Origin of the sequence: Rhizobium sp. BK650 (assembly GCF_014195325.1) — a bacterium.
Classification (GTDB): Bacteria; Pseudomonadota; Alphaproteobacteria; order Rhizobiales; family Rhizobiaceae; genus Rhizobium.
Map to the genome: position 1 here is coordinate 677390 of NZ_JACIBK010000003.1, position 25490 is coordinate 702879.

A 25490-nucleotide genomic window follows, 5' to 3' on the forward strand; every position below is an offset into this window, starting at 1 on the left:
ATGTGCGAATTCTGCCTGCTGCGTGAAGAGGAAGACGAGGGGGGAGCCGCCGCCCCCAAGCCTCGTCCGGCGCGGCCGCAGAAATTCTCCCGCAATTATACCGGCCCGTTTCGCAAGACGCCGGACCGCCTTTTCGGCATGGGGCTGATCCGTCTCTATCAACTGACGCTTTCCGGTTTCATCGGCAATTCCTGCCGCCATATCCCGACTTGTTCCGAATATGGCTATGAGGCTATCGCCCGCCACGGGCTCTGGGCCGGCGGTTGGATGACACTCTTCCGTGTCGGCCGATGCGGCCCCGGCGGTACAAGCGGACTGGACCCGGTACCTGAACGTTTGGAAATGCGCTTCCGCTGGTTCACGCCCTGGCGCTATTTCGCACTCGGGCGGAAAGCGGGGTAGGTGCCATGACGATACCCGGCGAATACAGGCGGGCCTCCGAAGATTTCGAGCATTATCTCGACGATGTCAGAGGACATACGCTGATCGAAAGCCGGAACGTCGTCTATACGATGACGCAGGGTGTCTTCCAGACCTTCCGGCGCCGGCTAGAAACCGCCGATGCCTTGCGGTTTGCCAATATATTGCCTCCCGTGCTGCGTGCAATCTTCGTCGCCGACTGGAATCCTGATGAGACGAGGCATCCTTTCGAGGACCGCGAAATAATGACGCGTGAAGTGCAGTCACTGCGCGGCGACCACAATTTTTCCCCAGACACTGCGATACGCGATGTGACAGGGGCGGTACGCAGGCATGTCGATGCGGCAGCATTGGATCGCATGCTGAAGACGCTGCCGGCGGGAGCGGAGGAGTTCTGGCAGCCATGAGCACCTTTATCGCACTTCTGCACAGTATTGTTCTGACGTCCGAGCGTCGCGTGATCATGGAGGATCTGCGAAAGCTTGCGGAAGAACTCGGCTATCGCGACCCGCGCACGCTTGTCTCGACCGGCAATCTGGTCTTCGAGGCGGACGAGGTGCGACCGCATGAAGTCGAGGAACGACTTGAGAAGGCCTTTGAGGAAAAATTCGGCAAACATGTCGACATCATCGTGCGCAGCGAATGCACCTGGATGGCGCTTTGCAGCGCCAATCCGTTCAAGGACGGCAAGGGTGATCAGGTGATCGTGCGCGTCAGCCGGCTGCCGATCGATCCGCAAAAGGTGGAGGCGTTGAAGCCGCTTCTTTCCGAGGGGCAGCGGATGGAATTGGTCGGCTGCGATCTCTGGATCGATTTCCACGGCAAGCCAAGCCAGTCGAAATTGCTTTCGGCGCTGACGACCAAGCGCATGGGCGTTGGCACGCTGCGCAACTGGAACACCGTGCGCGGCCTTTTTGAGATGGTCGTATAGGCAGGCTTTTCCTTTACTCAGAGAGCAAATATCAGTATCAGGCGGCAGCGCGTCCGCAGTCGGACGGCGCTTCCGTTTCAACCACCCGCATTCGTTGGCGGGACTGGACAAGGAGAATTTCAATGTCCCAATCCGTTTCCCTGACATTTCCCGATGGTTCGGTGCGCAGCTTCGAAAGCGGCGCGACCGGCAAGGATGTCGCCGAATCCATCTCCAAGTCGCTGGCCAAGAGTGCCGTCGCCATTGCGATCGACGGCACCGTACGCGACCTCTCCGATGCCGTCACGGATGGCAAGATCGAGATCATCACCCGCAAGGACCCGCGCGCGCTGGAGCTGATTAGGCATGACGCTGCGCACGTGATGGCTGAAGCCGTGCAGGAAATCTGGCCCGGCACGCAAGTAACGATCGGCCCCGTCATCGAGAACGGCTTCTATTACGATTTCGCCAAGAACGAGCCTTTTACGCCCGACGATCTGCCCAAGATCGAAAAGAAGATGAAGGAGATCATTGCCCGCAATGCGCCCTTCACCAAACAGATCTGGTCGCGCGAGAAGGCCAAGAAAGTTTTTGCCGCCAAGGGCGAAAACTACAAAGTCGAGCTCGTGGACGCGATTCCCGAAGGGCAGGATCTGAAGATATACAATCAGGGCGAATGGTTCGACCTCTGCCGTGGCCCGCACATGGCCTCCACCGGCCAGATCGGCACGGCGTTCAAGCTGATGAAGGTTGCCGGTGCTTACTGGCGCGGCGATAGCAACAACGCCATGCTGTCACGCATCTACGGCACGGCATGGGCTGACCAGGCCGACCTCGACAATTACCTGCACATGCTGGCGGAGGCCGAAAAGCGCGATCACCGCAAGCTCGGCCGCGAAATGGACCTGTTCCACTTTCAGGAAGAAGGTCCGGGCGTCGTGTTCTGGCATGGCAAGGGCTGGCGCATCTTTCAGACGCTCGTCGCCTATATGCGGCGTCGCCTGGCTGCCGACTATCAGGAAGTCAACGCGCCGCAGGTGCTCGACACCGCGCTCTGGGAAACCTCGGGTCACTGGGGATGGTACCAGGAAAACATGTTTGCCGTGAAATCGGCGCATGCGATGACGCATCCGGAAGACAAGGAAGCTGACAATCGCGTCTTTGCGCTCAAGCCGATGAACTGCCCCGGCCACGTGCAGATATTCAAGCATGGCCTGAAGTCCTATCGCGAGCTGCCGATCCGTCTTGCCGAGTTCGGCACGGTGCATCGTTACGAGCCTTCCGGCGCACTGCACGGTCTGATGCGCGTGCGGGGCTTCACGCAGGACGATGCGCATATCTTCTGCACCGACGAGCAGATGGCCGCCGAATGCCTGAAGATCAATGATCTCATCCTCTCGGTCTATGAGGACTTCGGCTTCAAGGAGATCGTCGTGAAGCTCTCCACCCGCCCGGACAAGCGTGTCGGAACCGATGCGCTATGGGACCGTGCGGAAGCCGTCATGACCGATGTCTTGAAGACGATTGAGGCGCAATCCGAAGGCCGCATCAAGACCGGCATCCTGCCGGGCGAGGGCGCTTTCTATGGGCCGAAGTTCGAATATACGCTGAAGGACGCGATCGGCCGCGAATGGCAGTGCGGGACGACGCAGGTCGACTTCAACCTGCCGGAGCGCTTCGGCGCCTTCTATATCGACAGCAACTCGGAAAAAACGCAGCCAGTCATGATCCACCGTGCCATCTGCGGCTCGATGGAACGTTTCCTCGGAATCCTGATCGAGAACTTTGCCGGCCATCTGCCGCTGTGGATTTCGCCGCTGCAGGTCGTCGTCGCGACGATCACATCCGAAGCCGACGGCTATGGCCAGGAAGTGGCCGATGCGCTGCGCGAAGCGGGCCTTCATGTCGAAACCGACTTCCGTAACGAGAAGATCAACTACAAGATCCGCGAACATTCCGTTACGAAAGTTCCCGTCATCATCGTCTGCGGCAGGAAGGAAGCAGAGGAGCGCACGGTCAATATCCGTCGCCTCGGCAGCCAGGAACAGGTGTCGATGCATCTCGACTCGGCGATTGAAAGCCTTGCCCTGGAGGCAACGCCACCCGATATCCGTCGCAAGCTCGAGGCAAAAAAGGCCAAGGCGGCCTGAAAATTGCCTTTCAGGCGGTGGCAGCGCCGGCATTGATCTGTCCGGCGCTGTCAGAAATCTGACATGCGACAGTAATATAGCCGCCACAGAACAGGGACGGGTTTAATCCCGAAAGGGATGCTAGGGCGCTTCAAAGAGCTTTCTTACGCGAACGAACGGGATCCGCGCATGAAGCGCCGGTTCGATGATGCTGCGCCTGTCGCTGCCGATCCGCGAGCTTTGTGGCCTTTCAGGCACGACGATCATAGCGCATGTCGGCTGGGTACAGTCCTTCGAAGATTTGGGTAGCTGCAGCGATCGTAAGGATCTGCTCGCTCGCCTCTTTGAGGCCGTCTTCTCTATGGCGCCGAAGAAGGCCTCCACCAAGCGCGCCGGCTAAGAACTTCCTGGTATTGCGGATGCGGCGTCAATCGAGGCTGGCGCCGTCGCCGCTGCCCTGAAGGTCTTCATATGACGGCAGAGGCGCCTGCGGCGGTATCTGTCCGCCCGGCTGGGGCACGCCCTTGGGTGCCGGCGCAGTCTGTCCCGACGGCAATGCCGTCGCGGCAGGGGCAATCGGCTGCTGGGCCTGCTGGTCCTTCATCAGCACTTCGACATCGGTGTTGACGCCGGCAGTGACCGTGAAGTCGCGCTGATAAATCTTGTCCTTGTTGCGGGCGACCGCCGTGTATTCGCCTTCGGACAGGATCATGGTCGGGAAGGCGCTCACACTTTCACCGACGCTGTCACCTGCCGCCGTCAGGATCGACCAGGCGGTATCGGCGATCGCTTCGCCGCCCGTTTCCGACACCAGCTTGAAATTGATCTGCGCCGCCCTGTGCTGGATCGTTGCTTCGGTCAGCTTGCCGGCCTCAACCTGGATATCGGCGCGGATGCTGGCATTGACGTTGCCATATTCGGAAACGATGTGATAGGTGCCGGCATTGAGGCGCACCACGGTATTCGGCGGGACGTCGGCCATGACAAGGCCGCGCTCACCGTCATCGCGAACTTCCGAGGAATAGATCGAGAAGCTCAACTGATCCGGGCGGATGCGGACATCGGAACCGGATACGGCATTGAGCAACAGGCCGCCGGCATCGAGCACGATCACCTGCTTGTCGACCTGGCCTTCATCCGGCACCGTCAGCTTCTTGGTCACGCCAGCGCGGCCGAAGGAAACGTTGACGAAATAATCCCCTGCGGCGAGCTGGAAGGCTGCGCTGCCGCCCCGCGAGCTCGCGATCAGCGGCAGCTTGCCGTCGCTTCCTGCAACGGGGCTGAATACATACCACGAAAGCCCGTCGTCGACAGGCGCACCATCGGCCGTGAGTTTCGCTTCCAGCGAAACGTCACACAGGTGTACACCTTCCTGCGTCGCACCCGGCGCGATGAACGCATTGAGCTTCGGCATTTTCGGTGTCGATTCGAGCTGCTTGAACCCCTTGAAAGCATCCTGGGCGGCAACGCCAAACGGCGTCAGCATGACGAGGGCAACAGCAAGGCAGATTCGTGCAAAAGGCAAAATGCCAAACATCCTGTTCGTGAACCGATTGACTTCTGAAATCGCAGCGTCCACTTCAAGACCAATGCCATGGCAAATTCAAGACCTCTGGCTTCCTCTGCATACAAATGAGAGTTTCTCCCGTATGAAATCCGACATCAAGCTGATCGATTATCTCTCGGTGCGCCGCTCCATACCGGCGTTTCAGATGTGCGAACCGGGCCCGGAAAAGAGCGAGATCGAGGAAATTCTGCGCCTTGCCTCGCGCGTTCCCGATCACGGCAAGCTCGCCCCCTGGCGCTTCATCGTCTATCGCGGCGAAGAGCGCGTGCGGCTCGGCGAAGAGCTGCTAAAGCTGGCGCTCGAAGCAAAGCCCGACCTTTCCGAGGAAATGATCCAGGTGGAACGCACGCGCTTTACCCGCGCGCCTGTCGTCGTCGGCATCGTCAGCAAGGCCGGCCCACATTTCAAGATCCCGGAATGGGAGCAGATCATGTCGGCGGGGGCACTGTGCTTCAACGTCATCCTGGCTGCCAATGCGCATGGCTATGTCGCCAACTGGCTGACGGAATGGTTTGCTTATGACGAGCGCGCTTATCCGCTGCTCGGCGTTCAGCCGGGCGAGAGGGTTGCCGGCTTTGTCCATATCGGCTCGACCACGTTCCCCGCTGTCGAGCGTCCGCGTCCCGAACTGACCGAGACTGTTACCTGGGTCGGCGGTGAAGTCTGATGTTCTATACAACGGATACCAACCGGCACGGGCTGGCGCATGATCCCTTCAAGGCGATCGTCGCGCCGCGCCCGATCGGCTGGATCGGCAGCAAGGGCAGAGACGAATCGATCAATCTCGCGCCCTATTCTTTCTTCAATGCTGTCGCCGACAAGCCGAAGCTGGTGATGTTTTCGTCGAGCGGGCATAAGCACAGCCAGCGAAACGCCAGAGAAACCGGCGTCTTCACCTGCAATTTTATCAGCCGTAATCTGGCGGAAAAGATGAACCTTTCCTCGGCCGCCCTGCCTTATGGAGTGAGCGAATTCGAATTTGCAGGATTGACCCCAATGCAGGCGGAGTTGATCGACGCGCCCTATGTGGCTGAGGCCCTTGCCGTGCTAGAATGCAGGGTGACCGAGATCATCGAGCCGAAGACACTGTCTGGCGAAGCGACCGAAAACGTCTTCGTCTTCGGCCAAGTTGTCGGCATCCATATCGACGAAGCCATCATCAGAGATGGCCGGTTCGATGCGGCGCTGGCGCAGCCGGTCGCGCGCATGGGCTATATGGATTATTGCGAGGGCAGCGACGTCTTCGAAATGTTCAGGCCGAGAGTTTGACGGCTGACGCGCAAACCTGGATAAATCCTAACGAATATGGTGAACCAATCATAAACTTTTTCCGGCTACCGTCATTGCATTGAATGAGGCGCGAGGGAATCGCGTCCAGTGCTGGGGCGCGTTCGTGATCATTGAGGCATTTCTTCGTTGGGTCGAAACGGCCAAGAGCGCCGACAGGGCGGCCGCGGCAAGCGCCCTCGGACGCGTCTATCTCAAATCGGAAATGTCGGACGAGCGGCGCGACGTTGCCGAAAAGGCGATGACCTATCTGCTCGACGATCCGTCGCCGCGCGTGCGGCTAGCACTTGCAGAAGCGATCGCCTGGGCGCCGCATGCGCCGCGCAATATCATTCTTTCGCTCGCCCAGGACCAGCCGGAGATCGCCTGCCATGCCGTGACCTGCTCGCCCTTGTTGACGGATGCCGATCTTGTCGACTTAGCAGCGCGCGGTAGCGGCACAACGCGCATGCTGATTGCGGCGCGTGCCCATGTCACTCGCCCGGTTTCGGCAGCGCTCGCCGAAGTCGGCGACGAAGACGAAGTTCTTTGCCTGCTCGAAAATGATGGCGCGTCGATTTCGGCCCATTCCCTGAAGCGGATTGCCGAACGGCTTGGCGACATCTGCGATATCAGGAACCTGCTTCTCGACCGCAGCGACCTGCCAGCCGATGCCCGCCAGCTTCTGACGCAGCATGTCAGCAATGCGCTGGTCGGCCTGCCGTTGGCGCAGGCAGCGATCGGCCTGCAGAGACTGCAGCGCATCAGCCGCGAGGCGACGGAAGCGGCAATCGTTTCCATCGCGGGCGATATCGCGCCAATCGAAGTGCCTGATCTCGTCGAACATCTTCGCCTCAGCGACCGGCTGACGCCATCCTTCCTCATGCATGCGCTGTGCTGCGGCAAGGTGGAATTCTTCGCCTGCGCCATCGTCAACCTGTCGGGTTGCAGCGACCGACGCGTGCGGGCGATTCTCGCCACCGGCCGTATGCATGCGGTACGTGCGCTCTATGAATCCGCCGGCCTGCCGCGCGATATCAGCATTATCTTCGTGGAAGCGACGTTCCTGTGGCGTGAGGCTTCGAGAAAGACATCGACCTCGCTGCTCGGCAGCATCTGTGGGCGCCTGCTTGAGAAATTCCACAACCGGATCGGGCAGCATGATGCCGTCGGCGAGTTGCTTGACATGGTGGAAAAGCTGCATGTGGCCGAGCAGCGCCGCTCGGCCCGTGTCTACGCGTCGCTTGCGGCTGCTTAATCGCTCAATCGCGCAGCGACCCAGGAGTAGGTTGCCGAAACAAAATGCAGCGGCTTCGTCAGCTTGCTTTTCACGTCGTGGCCGGAGGGCAGATTGGTGCGAACGCGCTCGGCAATATTGTCTACAAACCCACCCAGACCATCCCGCTGTTCTGCCACCTCAGGGGTTGCTGGCGCAACAGGCGCCGGCTTGGCCGGTTCGGCAGCAGCAAGCGATTTCGGCGCCTCGCAGACGGCAATGACAGTCGGATAGCTGGCGTTGGCATAGGCCTTCAGCCGCTGTTCGGCTTCGGCATCGCAGGCGACGACGGTTTCCCAGTGTTTGTCGACGGTGGCGACATAATTGCACTGGCTGACGGAATCATCGCAACCGAGAATCGTCATGGCGATGAGCACGGCTTGCATATTCTGCCTCCATGGCTATTGAGCGTGTCATCATCTTCGAAAGTTGAATTTCAACGGAATGAAGGCAACGCCATTAACTCATCGTTATCTAGGCGAAAAATTGCGTGGCCATTGCAGGAACTGGAGTGAGAATGCTCGTCACCATTGGCCTGGAGCCACCGCGTCAGGATGGCGTGATCCGTCTTCTGGAACTCTCCGACGCCTATGCCCAGTCGCTCTATCCGCCTGAGAGCAACCACCTCGTCGATATTGCAACGCTGGAAAAGCCGTCGGTGAGTTTCCTCGTCGCGCGCAACGGCAGCGGAATCGTCGGCTGCTGTGCACTGGTCGAGGCGGGCGACGGCACGGCCGAAATTAAGCGCATGTTCGTCGATCCTGAAGCGAGAGGCCTGAAGGTCGCAAGCCGGCTGATGGATCGGCTGGAAGATATTAGCCGGGAGAAGGGGCTCAAGGCCATCCGGCTCGAGACCGGAATCTACCAGCCGGAAGCGATCGGCCTCTACAAGAAGTACGGATATTTTGAGATCGGGCCTTTCGGATCGTATCAGCCGGACCCGCTGAGCCTGTTTATGGAAAAGCGACTGACCCTGTAAGCGACCTTCGACTGACGGAAGATTAACGCTCCGCAGCGCGCTGCACCGGCGGCGCTTGATCGTCGAGAACGATCTGTGGACCTGCATCGGCGGTGCGGACTTCATGTATCCATTCGCGCCAGATCGCGACCAGCAACGCCATCAGCACCGGGCCGATGAAAAGGCCAAGGAAGCCCATGGTCTTCACGCCGCCGACGAGACCGAAGAAGGTCGGCAGGAATGGCAGCTTGATCGGTCCGCCGACGAGCTTCGGGCGTAGCGTCTTGTCGACGATGAAGAGTTCGACCGTGCCCCAGACGAAGAGGCCGATACCGGCGACATGCGAACCGCTGGCGAGCAGATAGACGGATACCAGCGTGAAGGAGAGCGGCGCGCCACCCGGAATTAGCGCCATGACGCCGGTCAGCACGCCAAGCGTGACCGGAGAGGGCACGCCGGCGATCCAATAGGCGAGGCCGAGCACGATGCCTTCACCGATGGCAATCAGCGTCATGCCCATGACGGTCGAACTGATCGTGGCAGGCACGACGCGGGAAATACGCTCCCAGCGGTTCGGCAGGATGCGCTCGCCCAGCATGTCGATCTGCTTTGAGAAGGAGAAGCCGTCGCGATAGACGAAGAAGAGAGCAATCAGCATGAACAGCAGCGTCAGGAACAGGTGGAAGGCGCCGCCGCCTGCCGCCAGAACCGCGCGGTAAATGTTGCCGATATGAGCGCCGCTGACGGCCTGGATAAGCTCACCCATGGCGCCAGGGCTGCCGATATATTTCGTCCAGAGCTCATCGAGATAGGGACCGGCGAACGGCAGCGCGATGATCCACTGCGGCGTTTCCGCCCCAAAGCGGTTGGCGTGAATCGCCCAGGCAACCCAGGTGCGCACTTCGCCGGTCGTGTAGGCAACGGCAAGGCCGATCGGAATGACGAGGAAGGTGAGAATAAGGATGATTGCGATGGTCGCGGCAATGGTCGTATTGCCGCCCACGCGGGCGAGGAGCTTGCGATAAAGCGGCCAGCTCGCAAAGCCGATGACGAGGGCTGCAAGCACCGGCACGACGAAGCCGTAGAAGAAGTAGACGCCGGCTGCGGCGACGAGCACGAGCAGCCAGCGGGCAGCCGAAATGGAGGGGATCAGCGGCGTACGTATCGTCGCCGACGGCCCAAGCCATCGCGGCTCGGTATTGGTTTTCTGACGATCAAACACACCCACGCGCGCCTCTTTTTATTGTTGTCTTAGTTTATGGGCTATGAACCAGGCGGTTTCAAGGTCCGCCCGGATAAAGCGTATACAAAGCGTGGTTGTTTCAGCTTCTCATCGCCTCGATATTATTGAGGGCGGCGGTTGATCTTGAAAGCGTAGAACTGACTCTTCTGGCCGGTCGAGAAATTATTGTCCGAACCGAGGATCAGGACATCAGTGCCATCCTTCGCCTTGCCGATTGCCATAGCCTCGATATTGTCGGGCGTCAGGCCGATGGCGCGGAGGTCCAGCACCTGGTTTTTGCGGGCCGGGACGACGCGCTGGTCGCTCTTGGCAAGCGAGGCGATGGCGGAGACATCGGTCGCACCGTGGAGATCCATCATGAAAAGCTTGACGTTGTTGCCAAAGCCCTGGGCGTAGCTGCGCTCGACGGCAAGCAGGCGGTGATCGTCAAGGGCAATCATTTCCGACATTCCATTGTCGTTGCCGCCGTCGGCCTTCGTGGCGGCCTGCGGGATTGGCGAGACCGGATAGACATACTGAGCCTTCGGCTCCCCGGTTGCGCCGTCGTAGCGGATAATGCGCGACAGGCTGCCTGTTGTCAGGCTGGGGTTCGGGCCGTCCTGATAGAGGGCTGCCTCAACGCCGACAAAGACATCACCGGACGGAGACACTGCGATATCCTCGAAGGCGAGGTTGTCGCGGATGCCCGTCGACTTGTCGGCGGTTGGTGCAAACCCATCCGGCAGCTTGAACTCGCGCACGAAGGCGCCATCAGGAGAGGTGACGCGCACGAAGGGGGCGATCAGCGCCTTGGCATCGCCTTCGCTACCCCAGTAAATGCCGTCCTTGCCGAAGCGGATGGATTCAGGATCGACGGTGCGCGAAGCGAAGGGCTGGCCGTTCTTGTCCTGGAGGGTGACATGCTTGACGACGGTGACGCCCTTCAGGCCGGCAGCGCTGACATCGATATCGAGATCGTAGAAGCGGGCCGGGGCCTTTTCGGAGCGGTCGTCGCTGATGGCGATGTAGTGGCCGGTGGCAGCATCGAAATCGAGGCCGGAAATGCCGCCGAATTCGACACCATTTTCCATCTGGCCGGTCGGGATGACGAATTCACCGAGATGGGAGAGCGAAATGGCGGCGGTGCAATCACCGAAGGGGCAGGCGGTCTCGACGGTAGCGCCGATATCGGTGGCACAGAAGGAGGCGGTGCTGGACAGGAGAACAAATGCAGCAGTCGCAAGAAAACGCTTGGTCATGGCAAATATCCGGCAAAGGGTGGAAACAAAACGGCCGGCGCCCACGAAACCCTCGGGAGAGGCCTCAAGCGCCGGCCGTTCTATTGCGCCGGTAATTTGACGGACTTGTAACGGTTCTTCGTCAGTTCGATGAATTCGCTGTGGCTTAAATGTCCAAATCTTCCGCGAAAGCCGCACGTTCCTGGATGAAGCGGAAACGGGCTTCGGCCTTGGTTCCCATGAGGTCGTCGACGGCATTGCGCGTGCCCTCGAAATCCACCTCGTCGATCAGTACCCGCAGCAGCGTACGCTTGGCCGGATCCATGGTGGTTTCCTTGAGCTGGGCAGGCAACATTTCGCCGAGACCTTTGAAGCGGCTAATCTCGATCTTGCCCTTGCCCTTGAATTCCGTCTCCATGAGTTCGGCGCGGTGATCGTCGTCGCGGGCATAGGCGGACCTCGCGCCCTGCGTGATCTTGTAGAGGGGCGGCACAGCGAGGAAGAGGTGGCCGCCACGCACCAGCTCCGGCATTTCCTGATAGAAGAAGGTGATGAGCAACGAGGCGATGTGCGCACCGTCCACGTCGGCATCGGTCATAACGATGATGCGTTCGTAGCGCAGGTCCTCTTCCCGGTATTTCGAGCGCGTGCCGCAGCCGAGCGCCTGGATGAGATCCGAGATCTGCTGGTTGGCCGACAGCTTCTCACGGCCGGCGCTGGCGACGTTGAGGATCTTGCCGCGCAGCGGCAGGATCGCCTGATTGGCGCGGTTGCGTGCCTGCTTGGCGGAGCCACCTGCCGAGTCACCCTCGACCAGGAAGAGTTCGGCGCCCTCGGCGGTGTTCTGTGAACAATCGGCAAGTTTGCCGGGCAAGCGCAGTTTGCGCACCGCTGTCTTGCGGTTGACTTCCTTCTCCTTGCGGCGGCGCAAACGCTCTTCGGCGCGCTCGATCACCCAGTCGAGAAGCTTTTCCGCCTCGGCCGGATTGTCAGCGAGATAATGGTCGAAAGGGTCGCGCAGTGCGTTCTCAACGAGGCGCTGAGCTTCGACGGTCGCCAGGCGATCCTTGGTCTGGCCGACGAATTCGGGCTCGCGGATGAAAACCGAAAGCATGCCGACGGCCGAGATCATCACGTCGTCGGTAGTGATCTGCGCGGCACGCTTGTTCTGAGTCAGTTCGGCATAGCTTTTCAGGCCCTTGGTCAACGCAATGCGCAGACCTGCTTCATGCGTGCCGCCTTCGGGCGTCGGGATGGTATTGCAATAGGAGTGGACCTGCGGGTCCCCACCATACCAGGTTATCGCCCATTCCAGCGCGCCGTGGCCTGCGACCTTCTCGCTCTTGCCGGCGAAGATTTCGCGGGTGACCGTGAACTCCTTGCCCATCGTCGCTTGCAGATAATCCTTCAGGCCTCCGGGGAAGTGGAAGACGGCCTTGTCGGGCACGTCGGAGCCCTCCGGCAGCACGCCCGGATCACAGCTCCAGCGGATTTCGACACCGCCAAAGAGATAGGCCTTGGAACGAGCCATGCGGAACACACGGCCGGGATCGAATTTCGCATGGTCGCCGAAAATCTGCGGGTCGGGATGGAAGCGAACCTTGGTGCCGCGACGGTTGTGCACGTCGCCCAGCTCTTCGATCCCGCCCTGCGGCAGTCCGCGCGAGAAGCGCTGGCGATAGAGCTTGCGGTTTCGCGCCACCTCGACTTCGAGATAGTCCGACAGAGCATTGACGACGGAGACACCGACGCCGTGTAGACCGCCCGAGGTTTCATAGGCCTTGCCATCGAATTTGCCGCCGGCGTGCAGCTTGGTCATGATGACTTCAAGTGTCGACTTTCCGGGAACCTGCGGATGGTTCTCGACGGGAATGCCGCGCCCGTTGTCGGTGACCGTCAGATAGCCGTGGATATCGAGATGAACATCGATGAAATCGGCATGGCCGGCCACCGCTTCGTCCATCGAGTTGTCGATGACTTCGGCAAAAAGGTGGTGCAGCGCCTTCTCGTCGGTGCCGCCGATATACATGCCCGGGCGCATGCGCACCGGTTCCAGGCCTTCCAGAACGCGGATCGAGGACGCGCCGTAATCGTCGCCGTTCGATGTCGTCGGGGCAGGGCGGGGGGCAGCGGCCGCCACTGAGGGCTTTTCAGCTGGCGCAACAGGCTTTGCAGCCTCCTCCTGCTTTTGCGTCAGGGGCATTCCGGAAAAGAGGTCGTTGCTGTCTTCCATGGAACCGTTCAGATCTTCATTCTCGTGAAGGGCCGCCGCTGGCCCACAATAGTCGCGGTCCGTATCGCGTTTGCGAATCAGGGGAATTCTGACAGAAAGCGCCCCGATACGCGACGCGCCCCGGATTTGCGGAGCTTTTCAAGATGTGATTTGCGTTGCCGGACGCCGAATGGCAAGTCGCGGCAGCTCTTCGGGAACCATCTCAATGCCGATGTCCACAAGTCATTGCATCATAATCACGGCAATTGCGGCCTTTTTCCTGTCCGCGGTTGTCACGACCACCTCGGCAGAGACGCTGTCGCCCTACAAGGACGATCTGTTTTCGAGGCAGAAAGTGCTGCAGACCGGCGATGACGGCGCATTGGAAGTGATCGAATACGACGAGATGCGCGACATTAACGGGCGCGACCAGATCCCGGAAAAGCGGGTGCAGCAGAAATATGTCTCGCTCGGCATCAAGAATCTGCAGGCGGATGAAACGCTGTCGCTCGACGGCATCAGACTCGATGTCACCAGGGTGGGACCGGCTGAGAATGCCGCCTTCACGGTCATCTTCATCCACGGCCGCGACGGCGATCGGCGCCTCGGCGCCAATGACTATTCCTTCGGCGGCAATTTCAACCGGCTGAAGAACCTTACAGCCGGCAATGGCGGCGTCTATTATTCGCCGACCGTCAGGACCTTCGACGCCAATGGCGTCGCAGCCATTGCCGGATTGATCCGCTATGCGAGCGCGCAATCGCCTGGCCGCCCGATCATCCTCAGCTGCGCCTCGATGGGCAGCCAGATCTGCTGGGGCATCACGCGCGATGCCGAAAGCGTCAAGCGGCTGAAGGGCATGTTGATCATGAGCGGCGTCACGGATCCGGATTTCGTGAAAAGCCCGTTCTACAAGGCCAAGCTGCCGCTCTGGTTTGCGCATGGCAGCCGTGACCCTGTCTATGCCGCCGCCGACCAGCAGGCGCTGTACGAAAGGCTCCGCAAGGCGAAGTATCCGACGCATTTCACGCTCTTCCAGAACGGCAATCATGGAACGCCAATCCGCATGATCGACTGGCGTAAGGTGCTGAACTGGGTTTTGGCGTCCTGAACGCGTAGATTCCGGGTGATCTAGGGCTTTCAGGCCATCATATTTCGCCGGGGCCACTCCAAGCGCTTTCCTTTGAGCCACGCGTTTGCTAAGGCCGCCGAATATGCGGATTTTGGGAGAGCAGCATGACACCTGACGTACGCCCGCTCGTAGCGGGGAACTGGAAGATGAACGGCACGCGCGATTCATTGGACCAGATCAAGGCGATTGCCCAAGGCGTCATGGTTTCCTTATCCGAGAAGGTCGAAACGCTGATCTGCCCGCCGGCGACACTGCTTTACGTCTCGACCGCGCTTGCGACCGACAGCCCGCTTGCGATCGGCGGACAGGATTGCCACCAGAAGCAATGCGGCCCGCACACCGGCGATATTTCAGCTGAGATGATTGCCGATTGCTTCGGCACCTACGTGATCGTCGGCCATTCGGAGCGACGCATCGACCATGCCGAGACTGACCATATGATCCGAGCCAAGGCGCAGGCCGCCTATCAGGCGGATCTGACCGCAATCGTCTGCATCGGTGAAACCGGCGACGAGCGCGATGCCTATCAGACGCTCGACGTCCTCAAGCGCCAGCTTTTCGGTTCGTTGCCGGAAGAGGCGAGGGCTGACAATACTGTCATTGCCTACGAACCCGTATGGGCGATTGGCACCGGGCTCACACCGACCGCAAAGGATGTGGAAATCGTCCACTCCTTCATCCGCGACGAACTCATCCTGCGCTTCGGCGACGAGGGGAAGAGCATGCGGATCCTCTATGGTGGTTCGGTCAAGCCCTCGAATGCCCGCGAGCTGCTCGCCGTCGATAATGTGGATGGCGCTCTCATCGGCGGGGCGAGCTTGAAAGCCACTGACTTCCTCGCCATCTACGGCGCATATGAAGAGCTGCTTGCCTGAAGCGATTGCATATTCCTGGTCGAAGGGCTTGGAATAGCAGATGACCTCATGTAAAGAGCCGCCAGATTTTTACTTTATGTCCGTCCTTAGACGGGCAGGACTGGACCCATGCAGACAGTATTGATTGTCATCCATCTCATGATCGTGCTCGCGCTCGTCGGCGTCGTGCTCATCCAGCGCTCGGAAGGCGGCGGCCTCGGCATCGGCGGCGGATCGGGCTTCATGTCGGCCCGCGGCACAGCCAATGCGCTGACTCGTACGACGGCCATTCTGGCGACGCTGTTTTTCCTCACCTCGCTCGGCCTCGGCATCCTGACCCGTTACGAAAGCCGCCCGAGCGACATTCTCAACCGCATTCCCGCGACGAGCGGGCAGGGCAACGGCATTCTCGATTCGCTCGGAGGCAATACGCCGGCTCCGGCCAAGCCTGCCGATAACAGTGGCATTCCGAATAGCGGCGCTGCAGCCCCGGCACCGGCTGCCCCAGCAGCGCAAGCGCCCGCAACTCCAGCACCGGCTGCCCCTGCGACCGCTCCGGCGGCTCCGACGACGGCTCCGGCCCAGCCTGAAGCTCCGGCCGCGGCACAGCCTTCCGGCGTCCCCACGGGACAATAAGCCGGTCCAGAAAATAAACCGCCGGCAGGCCCTCGGGTCTGCCGGTTTTCTTTTGTTCAGATTCCAATTCGGCTCCAAAAATTCTGGAAAAGAATTTTTGGGCTGGTGGAATCGTTTTTGAAAAGGTATCCGGTGACTCCCATGGCGCGATACGTATTCATCACTGGCGGCGTGGTTTCTTCCCTCGGAAAAGGAATTGCGGCTGCGGCTCTCGGAGCGTTGTTGCAGGCCCGTGGTTATCGGGTGCGGCTTCGCAAACTCGACCCCTATCTGAACGTGGATCCGGGCACTATGAGCCCGACCCAGCATGGCGAAGTCTTCGTCACCGACGACGGCGCGGAAACCGACCTCGATCTCGGCCACTACGAACGTTTTACCGGGCGCTCGGCGACCAAGACCGACAACATCACCACCGGCCGCATCTACAAGAACATCATCGACAAGGAACGCCGCGGCGACTATCTCGGCGCGACCGTCCAGGTCATTCCGCACGTCACCAACGAGATCAAGGATTTCGTGATCGAGGGCAACGACGACTATGATTTCGTCATCTGCGAAATCGGCGGCACGGTCGGCGATATCGAGGCGATGCCCTTCATGGAAGCGATCCGCCAGCTCGGCAACGATCTGCCGCGCGGCACGGCCATCTACGTCCACCTGACGCTGATGCCGTACATTCCGGCAGCGGGTGAGCTGAAGACCAAGCCGACGCAGCATTCCGTCAAGGAGCTGCAGGCGCTCGGCATTCATCCCGATATCCTGCTGGTGCGCGCCGACCGGGAAATCCCGGAAGCCGAACGCCGCAAGCTGTCGCTGTTCTGCAACGTGCGTCCGTCCGCTGTCATCCAGGCGCTCGACGTTGCCAATATCTACGACGTGCCGATGGCCTATCACAAGGAAGGCCTCGACGACGAAGTGCTAGCCGCCTTCGGCATCGAGCCGGCGCCCAAGCCGCGCCTCGACCAGTGGGAAGAGGTCTGCAACCGTATCCGCACGCCGGAAGGCGAGGTCACTATCGCGATCGTGGGCAAGTATACCGGCCTCAAGGATGCCTATAAGTCGCTGATCGAAGCGCTGCATCACGGCGGGATCGCCAACCGCGTCAAGGTCAAGCTCGAATGGATCGAGTCCGAAGTCTTCGAAAAGGAAGATCCGGCACCGTATCTCGAGAAGGTTCACGGCATTCTGGTGCCTGGAGGCTTCGGCGAGCGCGGTTCGGAAGGCAAGATCCATGCGGCACGTTTTGCCCGTGAGCGGAAGGTGCCGTATTTCGGCATCTGTTTCGGCATGCAGATGGCTGTTATCGAGGCTGCCCGCAACCTTGCCGATGTTCCGAACGCGTCCTCGACCGAATTCGGACCGACGCCGGAGCCTGTCGTCGGTCTGATGACCGAATGGGTGAAGGGCAACGAGCTGCAGAAGCGCACGGCATCGGGCGATCTCGGCGGCACGATGCGCCTCGGCGCCTACAAGGCGGCGCTCAAGAAGGGTACGAAGATTTCAGATATCTACGGCTCGACCGATATTTCCGAGCGTCACCGCCACCGCTACGAAGTCAATATCGACTACAAGGACCGGCTGGAGAATTGCGGCCTGGTCTTCTCGGGCATGTCGCCTGACGGTGTTCTGCCGGAGACGATCGAATATCCCGACCATCCCTGGTTCATCGGCGTTCAGTACCACCCGGAACTGAAGTCCCGTCCGCTCGACCCACATCCGCTGTTCGCGAGCTTCATCGAAGCGGCGACAGAGCAGAGCCGACTGGTCTAGTTCTTCGCTTCTACACAATTCCAGCCGCTCCCTCTGAAACGAGGGAGCGGCTTTTTTCATTCCGTCATGCCGCTTCCGGCAGCGGGCCTACATAGACTGAGCGCGGACGGATGAGGCGGCCTTCCAAGGCCTGCTCGCGGGCATGGGCGACCCAGCCGACAGTGCGGCCGATCGCAAAGACGCCGGTGAAGGCTTCGCGCGGGAAGCCGAGGCTCTCCAATAGCAGCGCGGTATAGAATTCCACATTCACATCCAGTGGCCGGTCCGGCTTGCGCTCCTTCAGGATCGCAAGCGCTGCCTGCTCAACGGCTTCGGCAAGCGCGATGCGGCCGGCATTCACCTGACCTCCGGCAACAAGCGGCTTCAGCGCATTTTTAAGCGCATCGGCGCGCGGGTCGCGCACCCGGTAAACACGGTGGCCGAAGCCCATCAACCGTTCGCCGCGATCGAGCGCTGAATGCAGCCAGGGGCCGGCATTGGCCTCGCTCCCGATATCGTCAAGCATATCGAGCACCGGCCCCGGCGCGCCGCCATGCAGCGGCCCCTTCAGGGCGCTGATCGCCGCCAGCACCGAGGAGGTGAGGCCAGCGCGGGTGGAGGCGATGACGCGCGATGCGAAGGTCGAGGCGTTCAGGCCATGATCCGAGATCGTTACGAGATAGGTGTCGAGGGCTGCGGTCTGCTCGGCACTCGGCACGACGCCTGAGAGCATGCGCAGGAGATCGGTCGACTGTGAGAGGCCCGCATTGGGCTTTACCGGTTTTTCACCTCGCTGAAGCCGCAGAACCGCCGGCAGGAAGACGGCGGGTGCGGCAAGCAGACGGAGCACGGTATCTATGTCCTCGCCGTCAGGTAGGCGAGCAACAAGAGCACGCATAGCATCGACCGGTGGCAGCTTCAGCAGGCGAGTATCGGCAGACTTGACTTCGGCGAAAACTTCAATTCGCGCCCGGCCGAGCCGGCGGCGCAATTCGCTTGCGTCGAGATGCGGTTCGATCAACCCGTCCAGCAGCAGGGCGGCGACATCTTCATAGGCGCTGCTTCCTGCCAGATGATCCAGGGAGACGCCGCGGATGATCAGCCGGCCGGCTTCGCCGTCGACGTCCGAGAGCTGGGTTTCAGCGGCAATGACATCTTCCAAACCATTTTTCATCGGTCTTTCTCCTTTACCGGAGGAAAGATCGGACCTAGTTTGGTTGACGTCAATCTTGATGTAATTGATCAATATGAGGCTGAGATGACCTGGCTGACAGCAGAGGAAGCGTTGGCGGAACTCGGCACCAAGCCGCAGACGCTTTACGCCAATGTCAGCCGAGGCCGTATCCGTGCTAAGGCCGACCCAGCCGACCCGCGCCGCAGCCTCTACCAGCAAAGCGATGTCAAACGGCTCGCCGAGCGGCATGCCGGCCGACGCAAGAGCGAGACGGTCGCCGCCGAAGCAATCAGCTGGGGCGATCCCGTGCTGACATCCACGATCTCAACCATTGCCGCTGGACGATTGCTGTATCGTGGGCAGGATGCGGCGGAGCTTTCGGCTCATGCAACGCTGGAGGAGACGGCGCTGCTGCTATGGAATGCCGAGAGTTTCACCCGCGTACCATCACGCGCCCCGGAGCCGGCATCGCCTTCCATTCAGGCGGCACTTCTGGCACTGGCGGGACGGGTAAGCGCCGACCTGCCGTCGCTCGGACGCGCGCGCCTGGCCTTGCAGATGGAAGCATGCAGCGTCCTTTCAACGGTCGCCGATGCGCTGGCGCCGGGGCATGCGGGTCGTCCTTTGCATCATCGTCTTGCCGCGTGCTGGGGCAGGCCGGAGGCTGCCGATTGCCTTAGGCGGGCACTTGTCGTGCTTGCCGATCACGAGCTCAACGCCTCCACCTTTGCCGTCCGTGTAACGGTTTCGACGGGGGCGGCGCTTTCTGCTGCTGTGCTCTCAGGTCTCGCGACGCTGACCGGCCCGCTGCATGGCTCGGCGTGGCGGAGTATCGATGTCCTTGTCGAAGCCGCATCCAACATCGGGGCAGAGCACGCGATCCGCCACCAGCTGCTACGGGGTAGCAGGCCTGTTGCCTTCGGGCATCCGCTTTATCCTGACGGCGATGTGCGGGCGCGCGTTCTGCTCTCGTCTTTCGACATACCGCCGATCTTCCGCGATGTGCAGTGGGCCGGCGAAGAGATCGTGGGCGAGCCGGTCAACGTTGATTTCGCGCTTGCCGCCATGACGGCGGCCTTCGACCTACCGGAGGAGGCGCCGATCATCATCTTCGCGCTGGCGCGCACCGCCGGCTGGCTGGCGCATGCGATGGAGCAGATCGAAAGGGGCCACCTGATCCGCCCCCGCGCCCGCTATGTGGGGCCTTCGCCGGGCGCACGCTGAGTGTTTCCGAATGGCTTGCGCAGGTTCACGTTTTTGCATAGGGAAACCGACGAATTCAGCTAGTATGAGCGGACCGGCGCAACCGAAGACGGGTCGGCGGCTCACGAGGGGCGGACCATGAAAGCCATGTCAGCAATCTCCCGCAGCCTGTTTTCCGCTGTGCTGATCATCTGCCTCCTGCCTGATGGTGCAGCTTATGCCCAGTCTGCCGGCTGCGCGATTTCGCGTGCGGCAAACGGCAACCAGATCTTCCGTTGCCCGGGCGGCGTCAATATCACTGCCGAACGAGGGGCATCCTTCAGACTGACCGATAGCAATCGCGACGGCAGCCCGGATTCGCTGTCATTGCGCAGCAAGGCTGCCCTTGTCGACGTCGACAGCAGCCAGCATCGCGGCGGCTTCCAGGTGGTGACGCCTCAGGCGATCGCGGCCGTGCGCGGTACCCAATGGGCCGTCGATGTCAAAGGCGGCACGACCTCAGTATTGGTCACACGCGGCCGCGTCGGCGTGCGCCGTCCGGCAGGGGCAGCCGTCGTGCTTGGACCAGGCGAGGGGGTCGATGTCACGCCCGGAACCGCTCCACTCACCGTTCGCACTTGGCCGGCGCCCCGCGTCGCGGCTCTTCTTTCACGTCTCGGTCAATAAGCGGTCTCATGAACCACCGGCTTCCGACAGTGATCGCACTGCTGCTCGCCGGTCTGTGGGGCGCGGCCCTCGGCTATTTCCATCTCCAGCAGCAGTCGAACTCCGGCCTCATCGAGCGTGTGGAAGCCACGCTTGTCGATCTGCGCAGCATGATCGTCGGCGTCCGGTCTCCGCCCGACATCGTTTCCATTGTCGCGATCGATGACCGCACCGCCGCGACACATGGCTATCCGCTCAAGCGGGAGACACTTGCGCAGCTCGTCACGTCCGTCGGGGCGTTGAAACCGAAGGCCCTGGCTCTCGATATACTGCTCGTCGATCCCGGTACGGAGGAGGGGGATGCTGCGCTTGCAACGGCGATCAAATCGGCGCCCAGTATCATTGCCGGCGCTGCGACCTTCCCTCAAAGCCTTCAGTCAGTGACGGCGAATGCGGAAGATCCGCTTGCAACGGTCGCCGAGGCACAGCAGCTTCTGCTGCCGCAGCCGCGCTTCGCCGAGGCTGCGCCGCTCGGCATCGTCAATGTGGCGACGGATCAGAGCGGCGTACCGCGTTTCATCCCGCTGTTTTCTCGCGCCGCCGATCGTCTGGACGCAGCCTTTCCGTTGCGCGCGGCCTCGATTGCGCTCGATACCGAACCATTGATCGAAAAGGATGGCATCCGGCTCGGCGTGCACCGCATTCCAACGGATACGGGGCAACGCCTGCCGCTGACTTTCTATGGTCCTGCGGGCAGCATCAGCACCTTTAGCGCTGCGGATGCGCTCGATGGCACGCTGCCGGCGGATGCCGTCACCGGCAAGGTGGTGGTGATCGGCGCAACGGTCACCGGCGGCGGCGATGTCTTTCCCACGCCGTTCGATCCCATCCTGCCGGGTGTCGAGGTCATGTCGACCGCAATCACCCATCTGATCGCGGGCGATGGCATGGTGCGCGACAGCAGGACACGGCAGGCGGATGCCGGTATTGCGACGGCCTTGCCTGTTCTCCTCGTCGCCTTGGTCGCATGGCGCCGCAGCGCTCTTGGCTTCGTCATCATCTGCCTCACGGTTATTGCCTGGGCGATGCTCAACCTTGCCGCTTTCGCGAACGGTTACTGGCTAAGCGCTGCGTTACCGATTGCGGCCGCGCTACCACCCGCGATTATTTTCGGTGCTGCAGAGCTCTGGCGCGACCGCCGCCGGGCGCGGCACTTTGCCGATCAGTCCGAGCGGCTGCAGCGCATCGAGGCGCCGGGCCTCGGGGAGTGGCTGGCGCGCGACCCGGCATTCCTCGCCGAGCCAGTGCGGCAGAATGCTTCCGTCGTCTTCATCGACCTCTCGGGCTTCACTGGCCTCAGCGAAGCGGTCGGACCGGCCATGGTGCGTGAGATCCTCAGCGGCTTCTTTGAACTGATCGATGAGGAGGTGCGGCTGCGCGGCGGGGCGATCACAAGCTTCATGGGCGACGGCGCCATGATCCTTTTCGGCCTGCCGGCACCGGCGGCGGACGATTCGGCGCGGGCAGCAGCCTGCGCCATACGGCTTGCCGACCGCACGCGCCTCTTCCTCGCAGGCCATCCGGAGCTTCGCCGCAGGAAGATCGGCTTCAAGCTCGGTGCCCATTGCGGCCCGATCGTCGCGTCGCGTCTTGGCACCGGCGACCGGCAGCAGATCACTGCGACGGGCGATACTGTCAATGTCGCGCAGCGCCTCATGGAAGTGGCGGCAAGCCGCGGCGCGGAGCTTGCACTCAGCGCCAGCCTGCTCGACGCCGCCGGTCCCGATGCCATACTATTGCAGACGGGGCGGTTGGCCGGACCGTTCGAGACGAAGCTTCGCGGCCGCTCCGGCAGCATCGTCATCTACACATGGCGTGGCGAGACGCTTTGACATTCGCACCCGGAGCGGGTAGGAACTGCCCAACTCTTCGGCCGGACGATCCGGCTACGGCGCGTTACGCGTCTGACAGCTCCGAAAGATCGAACACATGACTGACTATAACGGCGTCTCTCCGGCGATCGCCAAGGCGTTGCAGAAGCGCGGCTATACCGAGCTCACCCCCGTCCAGAAGGCGATGCTCGATCCGGCGCTCGCAGAATCTGACGCTCTCGTTTCCGCCCAGACCGGCTCGGGCAAGACCGTTGCATTCGGGCTGGCACTTGCGCCGACGCTGCTTGCAGGCGCCGAGCGCTTCGCGGCGGCGGGGGCACCCCTTGCCCTCGTCATTGCGCCGACGCGCGAACTGGCACTGCAGGTCAAGCGTGAGCTGGAATGGCTTTATGAAATGGCTGGCGCCGTAATCGTCAGCTGCGTGGGCGGCATGGATATTCGCAGCGAGCGCCGCGCACTGGAACGCGGTGCGCATATCGTCGTCGGCACGCCGGGACGCCTGTGCGATCACATCCGCCGCAACGCGCTTGATATGAGCGGACTCAAGGCGGCAGTGCTGGATGAGGCGGACGAGATGCTCGATCTCGGTTTCCGCGAAGATCTGGAATTCATCCTCGAAGCAGCGCCTGACGATCGGCGCACGCTGATGTTCTCCGCGACTGTGCCCGCAGCCATTGCCAAGCTCGCCAAGAGCTATCAGCGCGATGCCGTGCGCATCAGCACGCAGGCGGAAGAGAAGCAGCATATCGATATCGATTATCGCGCGCTCGTCGTTTCACCAAGCGACCGTGAAAACGCTATCATCAACGTGCTGCGCTATTACGAGGCGCGCAATGCGATCGTCTTCTGTTCGACGCGTGCGGCCGTCAATCACCTGACGGCACGGTTCCACAACCGCAATTTCAATGTCGTGGCACTCTCCGGCGAGTTGACGCAGAACGAACGCAGCCATGCGCTGCAGGCCATGCGCGACGGACGCGCCCGCGTCTGCATCGCAACCGATGTCGCCGCACGCGGCATCGACCTGCCGGGCCTCGATCTCGTCGTGCATGCGGACCTGCCGACCAATCCGGAAACGCTGCTGCATCGCAGCGGCCGTACGGGCCGCGCGGGACGCAAGGGCGTCAGCGCGCTCATCGTGCCACTGAATATTCGCCGCAAGGCCGAGCGGCTGCTGGAAAATGCCGGCATCAACGCCACCTGGGCACGTCCGCCGTCCGTCGAAGAAGTGACTGCGCGTGACGATGAGCGGCTGCTCGCCGATCCGATCTTTGCCGACAAGCCGCAGGATGAAGAACAGGATCTGGTGCAGAAGCTGATCGCCAGCCATGGCGCCGAGACGCTTGCCGCCGCTTTCGTGCGTCTCTATCGCGCCAACCAGTCTGCGCCTGAGGATCTGATCGAGGTTTCGGTGCAGGACGACCGCGCCCGCAAACGCCGCGACAACGGCGAGGCACGCGAATTTGCTCCGGCGCAGAAGGGACCGCGCGACGACTTCGGCCCGAGCGTCTGGTTCTCCGTCTCCGTCGGCCGCAAGCAGAATGCCGAGCCGCGCTGGCTGATCCCGATGCTCTGCCGCAACGGCAACCTTACCAAGCGTGAGATTGGCGCGATCAAGATGCAGCCGGACGAAACCTTTGTGGAAATCGCCGCTGATAGCGCTGACGGATTTCTCGGCGCGCTCGGCCCGAACAAGACGATGGAGCGCGGCATCCGCGTAGTCAGGCTGAACGGCATGCCTGATTTCAGCAAGCCGGCTGCCAAGCCCTATGCCAAGAAGCCGTTCGAAGATCGTGGCGATGATCGTTTCCGCAGCGACAAGCCGAAGGGCAAGTTCGGCAAGGACAGGCCCGCCAGCGCCGAGCGTCAGGACGACAAGCCCTGGACGAAGAAAGGCCCGAAGCCGAAATTCGAAGGCGGAAAGTTCGAAGGCGGCAAGAGCAAGTTCGACGGCCCTAAGTTTGATGGTGCCAAGGGCAAGTTCGCCAAGAAAAAGGACCGCTAAGGCAGTCGCCGGCCGCACAGGTAAGGCAATGCGGCCGGCATGCAGCAAAGGTCTCAAATATGTTCGTTTTGACCGGCTGCTGCGAGGATGAGATCGGCGACGGCGCGCGGCTGCGAGATCAGGGAAACGTGGCTGGCATCGAGCTCCACAGTCGTCGCATTCATGCGCTTTGCCATGAAGCGTTCGAGATCGGGATTGATGGTGCGGTCGTCCTTCGAAACGGCGTACCATGACGGCTTGGAGCGCCAGGCGGCAACCGTCGTCTTGGCAGTGAACAGCGTATCGGAAATGCGGCCCTGCACGGCATAGAGCGCCTTGGCGCGGGCAACCGGCAGATCGCCGGCGAAGTCTCTCACGAAAGCTTCCTCGCTCAACTGGGCATAACCGCCGTTGTGAACAAGGCCGGCACTGGCCGGCGGCGTCGGATATTGCTTGGCAAGCGCGGTATAATCCTCGCCCGCATCAGGCGCGCGAGCGGCGATGTAGACGAGTGCGGTGACCTTAGGCTCGACACCGGCTTCGGTGACGAGCATGCCGGAATAGGAATGGCCGACAAGCACTGTCGGGCCATCCATCAGCGCCAGGATGCGCTTGGTGGCTTCGACGTCGTCGGCAAAAGAGGTGAGGGGGTTCTGAACGGCCATGACGTTCAGGCCGGCGGCCTGCAGATGGGGGATGACATCCAGCCAGCAGGATGCATCGGCATAAGCGCCATGGACGAGAACGACATTCTTCGCCTTGACGACGGTGGCGGCCCGGCCGGCGGCTGGGAACATGCTGAGTGCCGCCCCTGCAACGAGCGCGGCCGAGAATGAGCGTCTGGTGATCGGTTGCATAGTGGAATCCTCCGGCTTCTAGGAAAAACGGGCGATGCACTCACGGGATCGCTGGAGGAAAGCTACGCCGAGACGCGCGGCTCCATAACTATACAAAGGTGCAGCGAGGTATTATGCCCTGCCTCGAGGCTAGGTGGCCTGTCGCAACGAGGGTAATCGATAGCAG

At 61.4% G+C, this 25490-nt stretch carries 24 protein-coding genes; 17 read left to right on the top strand and 7 right to left on the bottom strand.

The window, feature by feature from the left end; all coding sequences use genetic code 11:
* The 5 genes from yidD (at position 1) to FHX15_RS11570 (ending at position 3859) form a co-directional block, all read left to right on the top strand.
* A complete protein-coding gene (yidD, locus tag FHX15_RS11550) occupies positions 1–402 on the top strand; it encodes a membrane protein insertion efficiency factor YidD (RefSeq protein ID WP_184396974.1) in 402 nt (133 codons plus the stop codon).
* 5 nt (positions 403–407) lie between these two features.
* On the top strand, positions 408–827 hold the full coding sequence (locus FHX15_RS11555) for a DUF2267 domain-containing protein (RefSeq protein ID WP_184396977.1): 420 nt from the start codon (positions 408–410) through the stop codon (positions 825–827).
* Complete coding sequence (locus FHX15_RS11560) at positions 824–1351, top strand: DUF1697 domain-containing protein (RefSeq protein WP_184396979.1); 528 nt, start codon at positions 824–826, stop codon at positions 1349–1351. Before FHX15_RS11555 ends, FHX15_RS11560 begins: the two co-directional genes overlap by 4 nt.
* 122 nt (positions 1352–1473) lie before the next feature.
* Complete coding sequence (gene thrS / locus FHX15_RS11565) at positions 1474–3480, top strand: threonine--tRNA ligase (protein WP_184396981.1); 2007 nt, start codon at positions 1474–1476, stop codon at positions 3478–3480.
* Positions 3481–3664: 184 nt separating this feature from the next.
* A complete protein-coding gene (locus FHX15_RS11570; RefSeq protein ID WP_184396983.1) occupies positions 3665–3859 on the top strand; it encodes a hypothetical protein in 195 nt (64 codons plus the stop codon).
* Positions 3860–3886: 27 nt separating this feature from the next.
* Here the strand turns inward: FHX15_RS11570 and FHX15_RS11575 are convergent, their stop codons facing one another.
* On the bottom strand, positions 3887–4996 hold the full coding sequence (locus tag FHX15_RS11575; protein ID WP_184396985.1) for a hypothetical protein: 1110 nt from the start codon (positions 4994–4996) through the stop codon (positions 3887–3889).
* 112 nt (positions 4997–5108) lie between these two features.
* Here FHX15_RS11575 and FHX15_RS11580 point away from each other — a divergent pair, with 112 nt between their 5' ends.
* From FHX15_RS11580 to FHX15_RS11590, 3 genes are all read left to right on the top strand, one after another.
* Positions 5109–5693: a nitroreductase gene (locus FHX15_RS11580; protein ID WP_184396987.1), complete on the top strand. Its 585-nt coding sequence runs from the start codon at positions 5109–5111 to the stop codon at positions 5691–5693.
* The gene (locus FHX15_RS11585) at positions 5693–6295 is read left to right on the top strand and encodes a flavin reductase family protein (RefSeq protein ID WP_184396989.1); all 603 of its coding nucleotides are present in this window, start codon (positions 5693–5695) and stop codon (positions 6293–6295) included. Before FHX15_RS11580 ends, FHX15_RS11585 begins: the two co-directional genes overlap by 1 nt.
* A gap of 124 nt (positions 6296–6419) precedes the next feature.
* Positions 6420–7550 carry a DUF2336 domain-containing protein gene (locus FHX15_RS11590; RefSeq protein WP_184396991.1) on the top strand — a complete coding sequence of 377 codons (1131 nt, stop codon included), beginning with the start codon at positions 6420–6422 and terminating at the stop codon, positions 7548–7550.
* Here FHX15_RS11590 and FHX15_RS11595 read toward each other — a convergent pair.
* A complete protein-coding gene (locus FHX15_RS11595) occupies positions 7547–7954 on the bottom strand; it encodes a hypothetical protein (protein ID WP_184396993.1) in 408 nt (135 codons plus the stop codon). The two genes, FHX15_RS11590 and FHX15_RS11595, sit on opposite strands and share 4 nt — an antisense overlap.
* A gap of 131 nt (positions 7955–8085) precedes the next feature.
* Here FHX15_RS11595 and FHX15_RS11600 point away from each other — a divergent pair, with 131 nt between their 5' ends.
* Complete coding sequence (locus FHX15_RS11600) at positions 8086–8547, top strand: GNAT family N-acetyltransferase (RefSeq protein WP_184396995.1); 462 nt, start codon at positions 8086–8088, stop codon at positions 8545–8547.
* A gap of 22 nt (positions 8548–8569) precedes the next feature.
* Here FHX15_RS11600 and FHX15_RS11605 read toward each other — a convergent pair whose 3' ends face one another.
* The 3 genes from FHX15_RS11605 to parE all read right to left on the bottom strand — a co-directional run bounded on the left by FHX15_RS11605 (position 8570) and on the right by parE (position 13219).
* Complete coding sequence (locus FHX15_RS11605) at positions 8570–9754, bottom strand: AI-2E family transporter (protein ID WP_184396997.1); 1185 nt, start codon at positions 9752–9754, stop codon at positions 8570–8572.
* 116 nt (positions 9755–9870) lie between these two features.
* Positions 9871–11007 carry an esterase-like activity of phytase family protein gene (locus FHX15_RS11610; protein WP_184397000.1) on the bottom strand — a complete coding sequence of 379 codons (1137 nt, stop codon included), beginning with the start codon at positions 11005–11007 and terminating at the stop codon, positions 9871–9873.
* Between the two features lie 145 nt (positions 11008–11152).
* Positions 11153–13219 carry a DNA topoisomerase IV subunit B gene (gene parE / locus FHX15_RS11615; RefSeq protein WP_184397002.1) on the bottom strand — a complete coding sequence of 689 codons (2067 nt, stop codon included), beginning with the start codon at positions 13217–13219 and terminating at the stop codon, positions 11153–11155.
* Between the two features lie 205 nt (positions 13220–13424).
* Here parE and FHX15_RS11620 point away from each other — a divergent pair, with 205 nt between their 5' ends.
* The 4 genes from FHX15_RS11620 (at position 13425) to FHX15_RS11635 (ending at position 17590) form a co-directional block, all read left to right on the top strand.
* A complete protein-coding gene (locus FHX15_RS11620) occupies positions 13425–14309 on the top strand; it encodes an alpha/beta hydrolase (protein WP_184397004.1) in 885 nt (294 codons plus the stop codon).
* A gap of 125 nt (positions 14310–14434) precedes the next feature.
* Positions 14435–15205, top strand: coding sequence for a triose-phosphate isomerase (tpiA, locus tag FHX15_RS11625; RefSeq protein WP_184397006.1), 771 nt, complete (start codon positions 14435–14437; stop codon positions 15203–15205).
* 108 nt (positions 15206–15313) lie between these two features.
* Positions 15314–15820, top strand: a complete 507-nt coding sequence (gene secG, locus FHX15_RS11630) for a preprotein translocase subunit SecG (protein ID WP_184397008.1) — start codon at positions 15314–15316, stop codon at positions 15818–15820.
* 141 nt (positions 15821–15961) lie between these two features.
* Positions 15962–17590 (top strand): CTP synthase, encoded by a 1629-nt coding sequence (locus FHX15_RS11635; protein WP_184397010.1) that lies wholly within the window; start codon positions 15962–15964, stop codon positions 17588–17590.
* Between the two features lie 64 nt (positions 17591–17654).
* Here the strand turns inward: FHX15_RS11635 and FHX15_RS11640 are convergent, their stop codons facing one another.
* Positions 17655–18743: a citrate synthase/methylcitrate synthase gene (locus FHX15_RS11640; RefSeq protein WP_184397012.1), complete on the bottom strand. Its 1089-nt coding sequence runs from the start codon at positions 18741–18743 to the stop codon at positions 17655–17657.
* A gap of 84 nt (positions 18744–18827) precedes the next feature.
* Between FHX15_RS11640 and FHX15_RS11645 the strand changes: the two genes are divergently transcribed.
* The 4 genes from FHX15_RS11645 (at position 18828) to FHX15_RS11660 (ending at position 24488) form a co-directional block, all read left to right on the top strand.
* Entirely contained in the window at positions 18828–19967 is a 1140-nt protein-coding gene (locus tag FHX15_RS11645; protein WP_184397014.1) for a citrate synthase, read from the top strand.
* A 126-nt stretch (positions 19968–20093) separates the two neighbouring features.
* Positions 20094–20612 carry a FecR domain-containing protein gene (locus tag FHX15_RS11650; protein WP_184397193.1) on the top strand — a complete coding sequence of 173 codons (519 nt, stop codon included), beginning with the start codon at positions 20094–20096 and terminating at the stop codon, positions 20610–20612.
* Positions 20613–20620: 8 nt separating this feature from the next.
* Complete coding sequence (locus FHX15_RS11655) at positions 20621–22483, top strand: CHASE2 domain-containing protein (RefSeq protein ID WP_184397016.1); 1863 nt, start codon at positions 20621–20623, stop codon at positions 22481–22483.
* Positions 22484–22580: 97 nt separating this feature from the next.
* On the top strand, positions 22581–24488 hold the full coding sequence (locus tag FHX15_RS11660) for a DEAD/DEAH box helicase (RefSeq protein WP_184397017.1): 1908 nt from the start codon (positions 22581–22583) through the stop codon (positions 24486–24488).
* A 53-nt stretch (positions 24489–24541) separates the two neighbouring features.
* Here FHX15_RS11660 and FHX15_RS11665 read toward each other — a convergent pair whose 3' ends face one another.
* Complete coding sequence (locus FHX15_RS11665; RefSeq protein ID WP_184397019.1) at positions 24542–25324, bottom strand: alpha/beta fold hydrolase; 783 nt, start codon at positions 25322–25324, stop codon at positions 24542–24544.
* Positions 25325–25490: the final 166 nt, after the last annotated feature.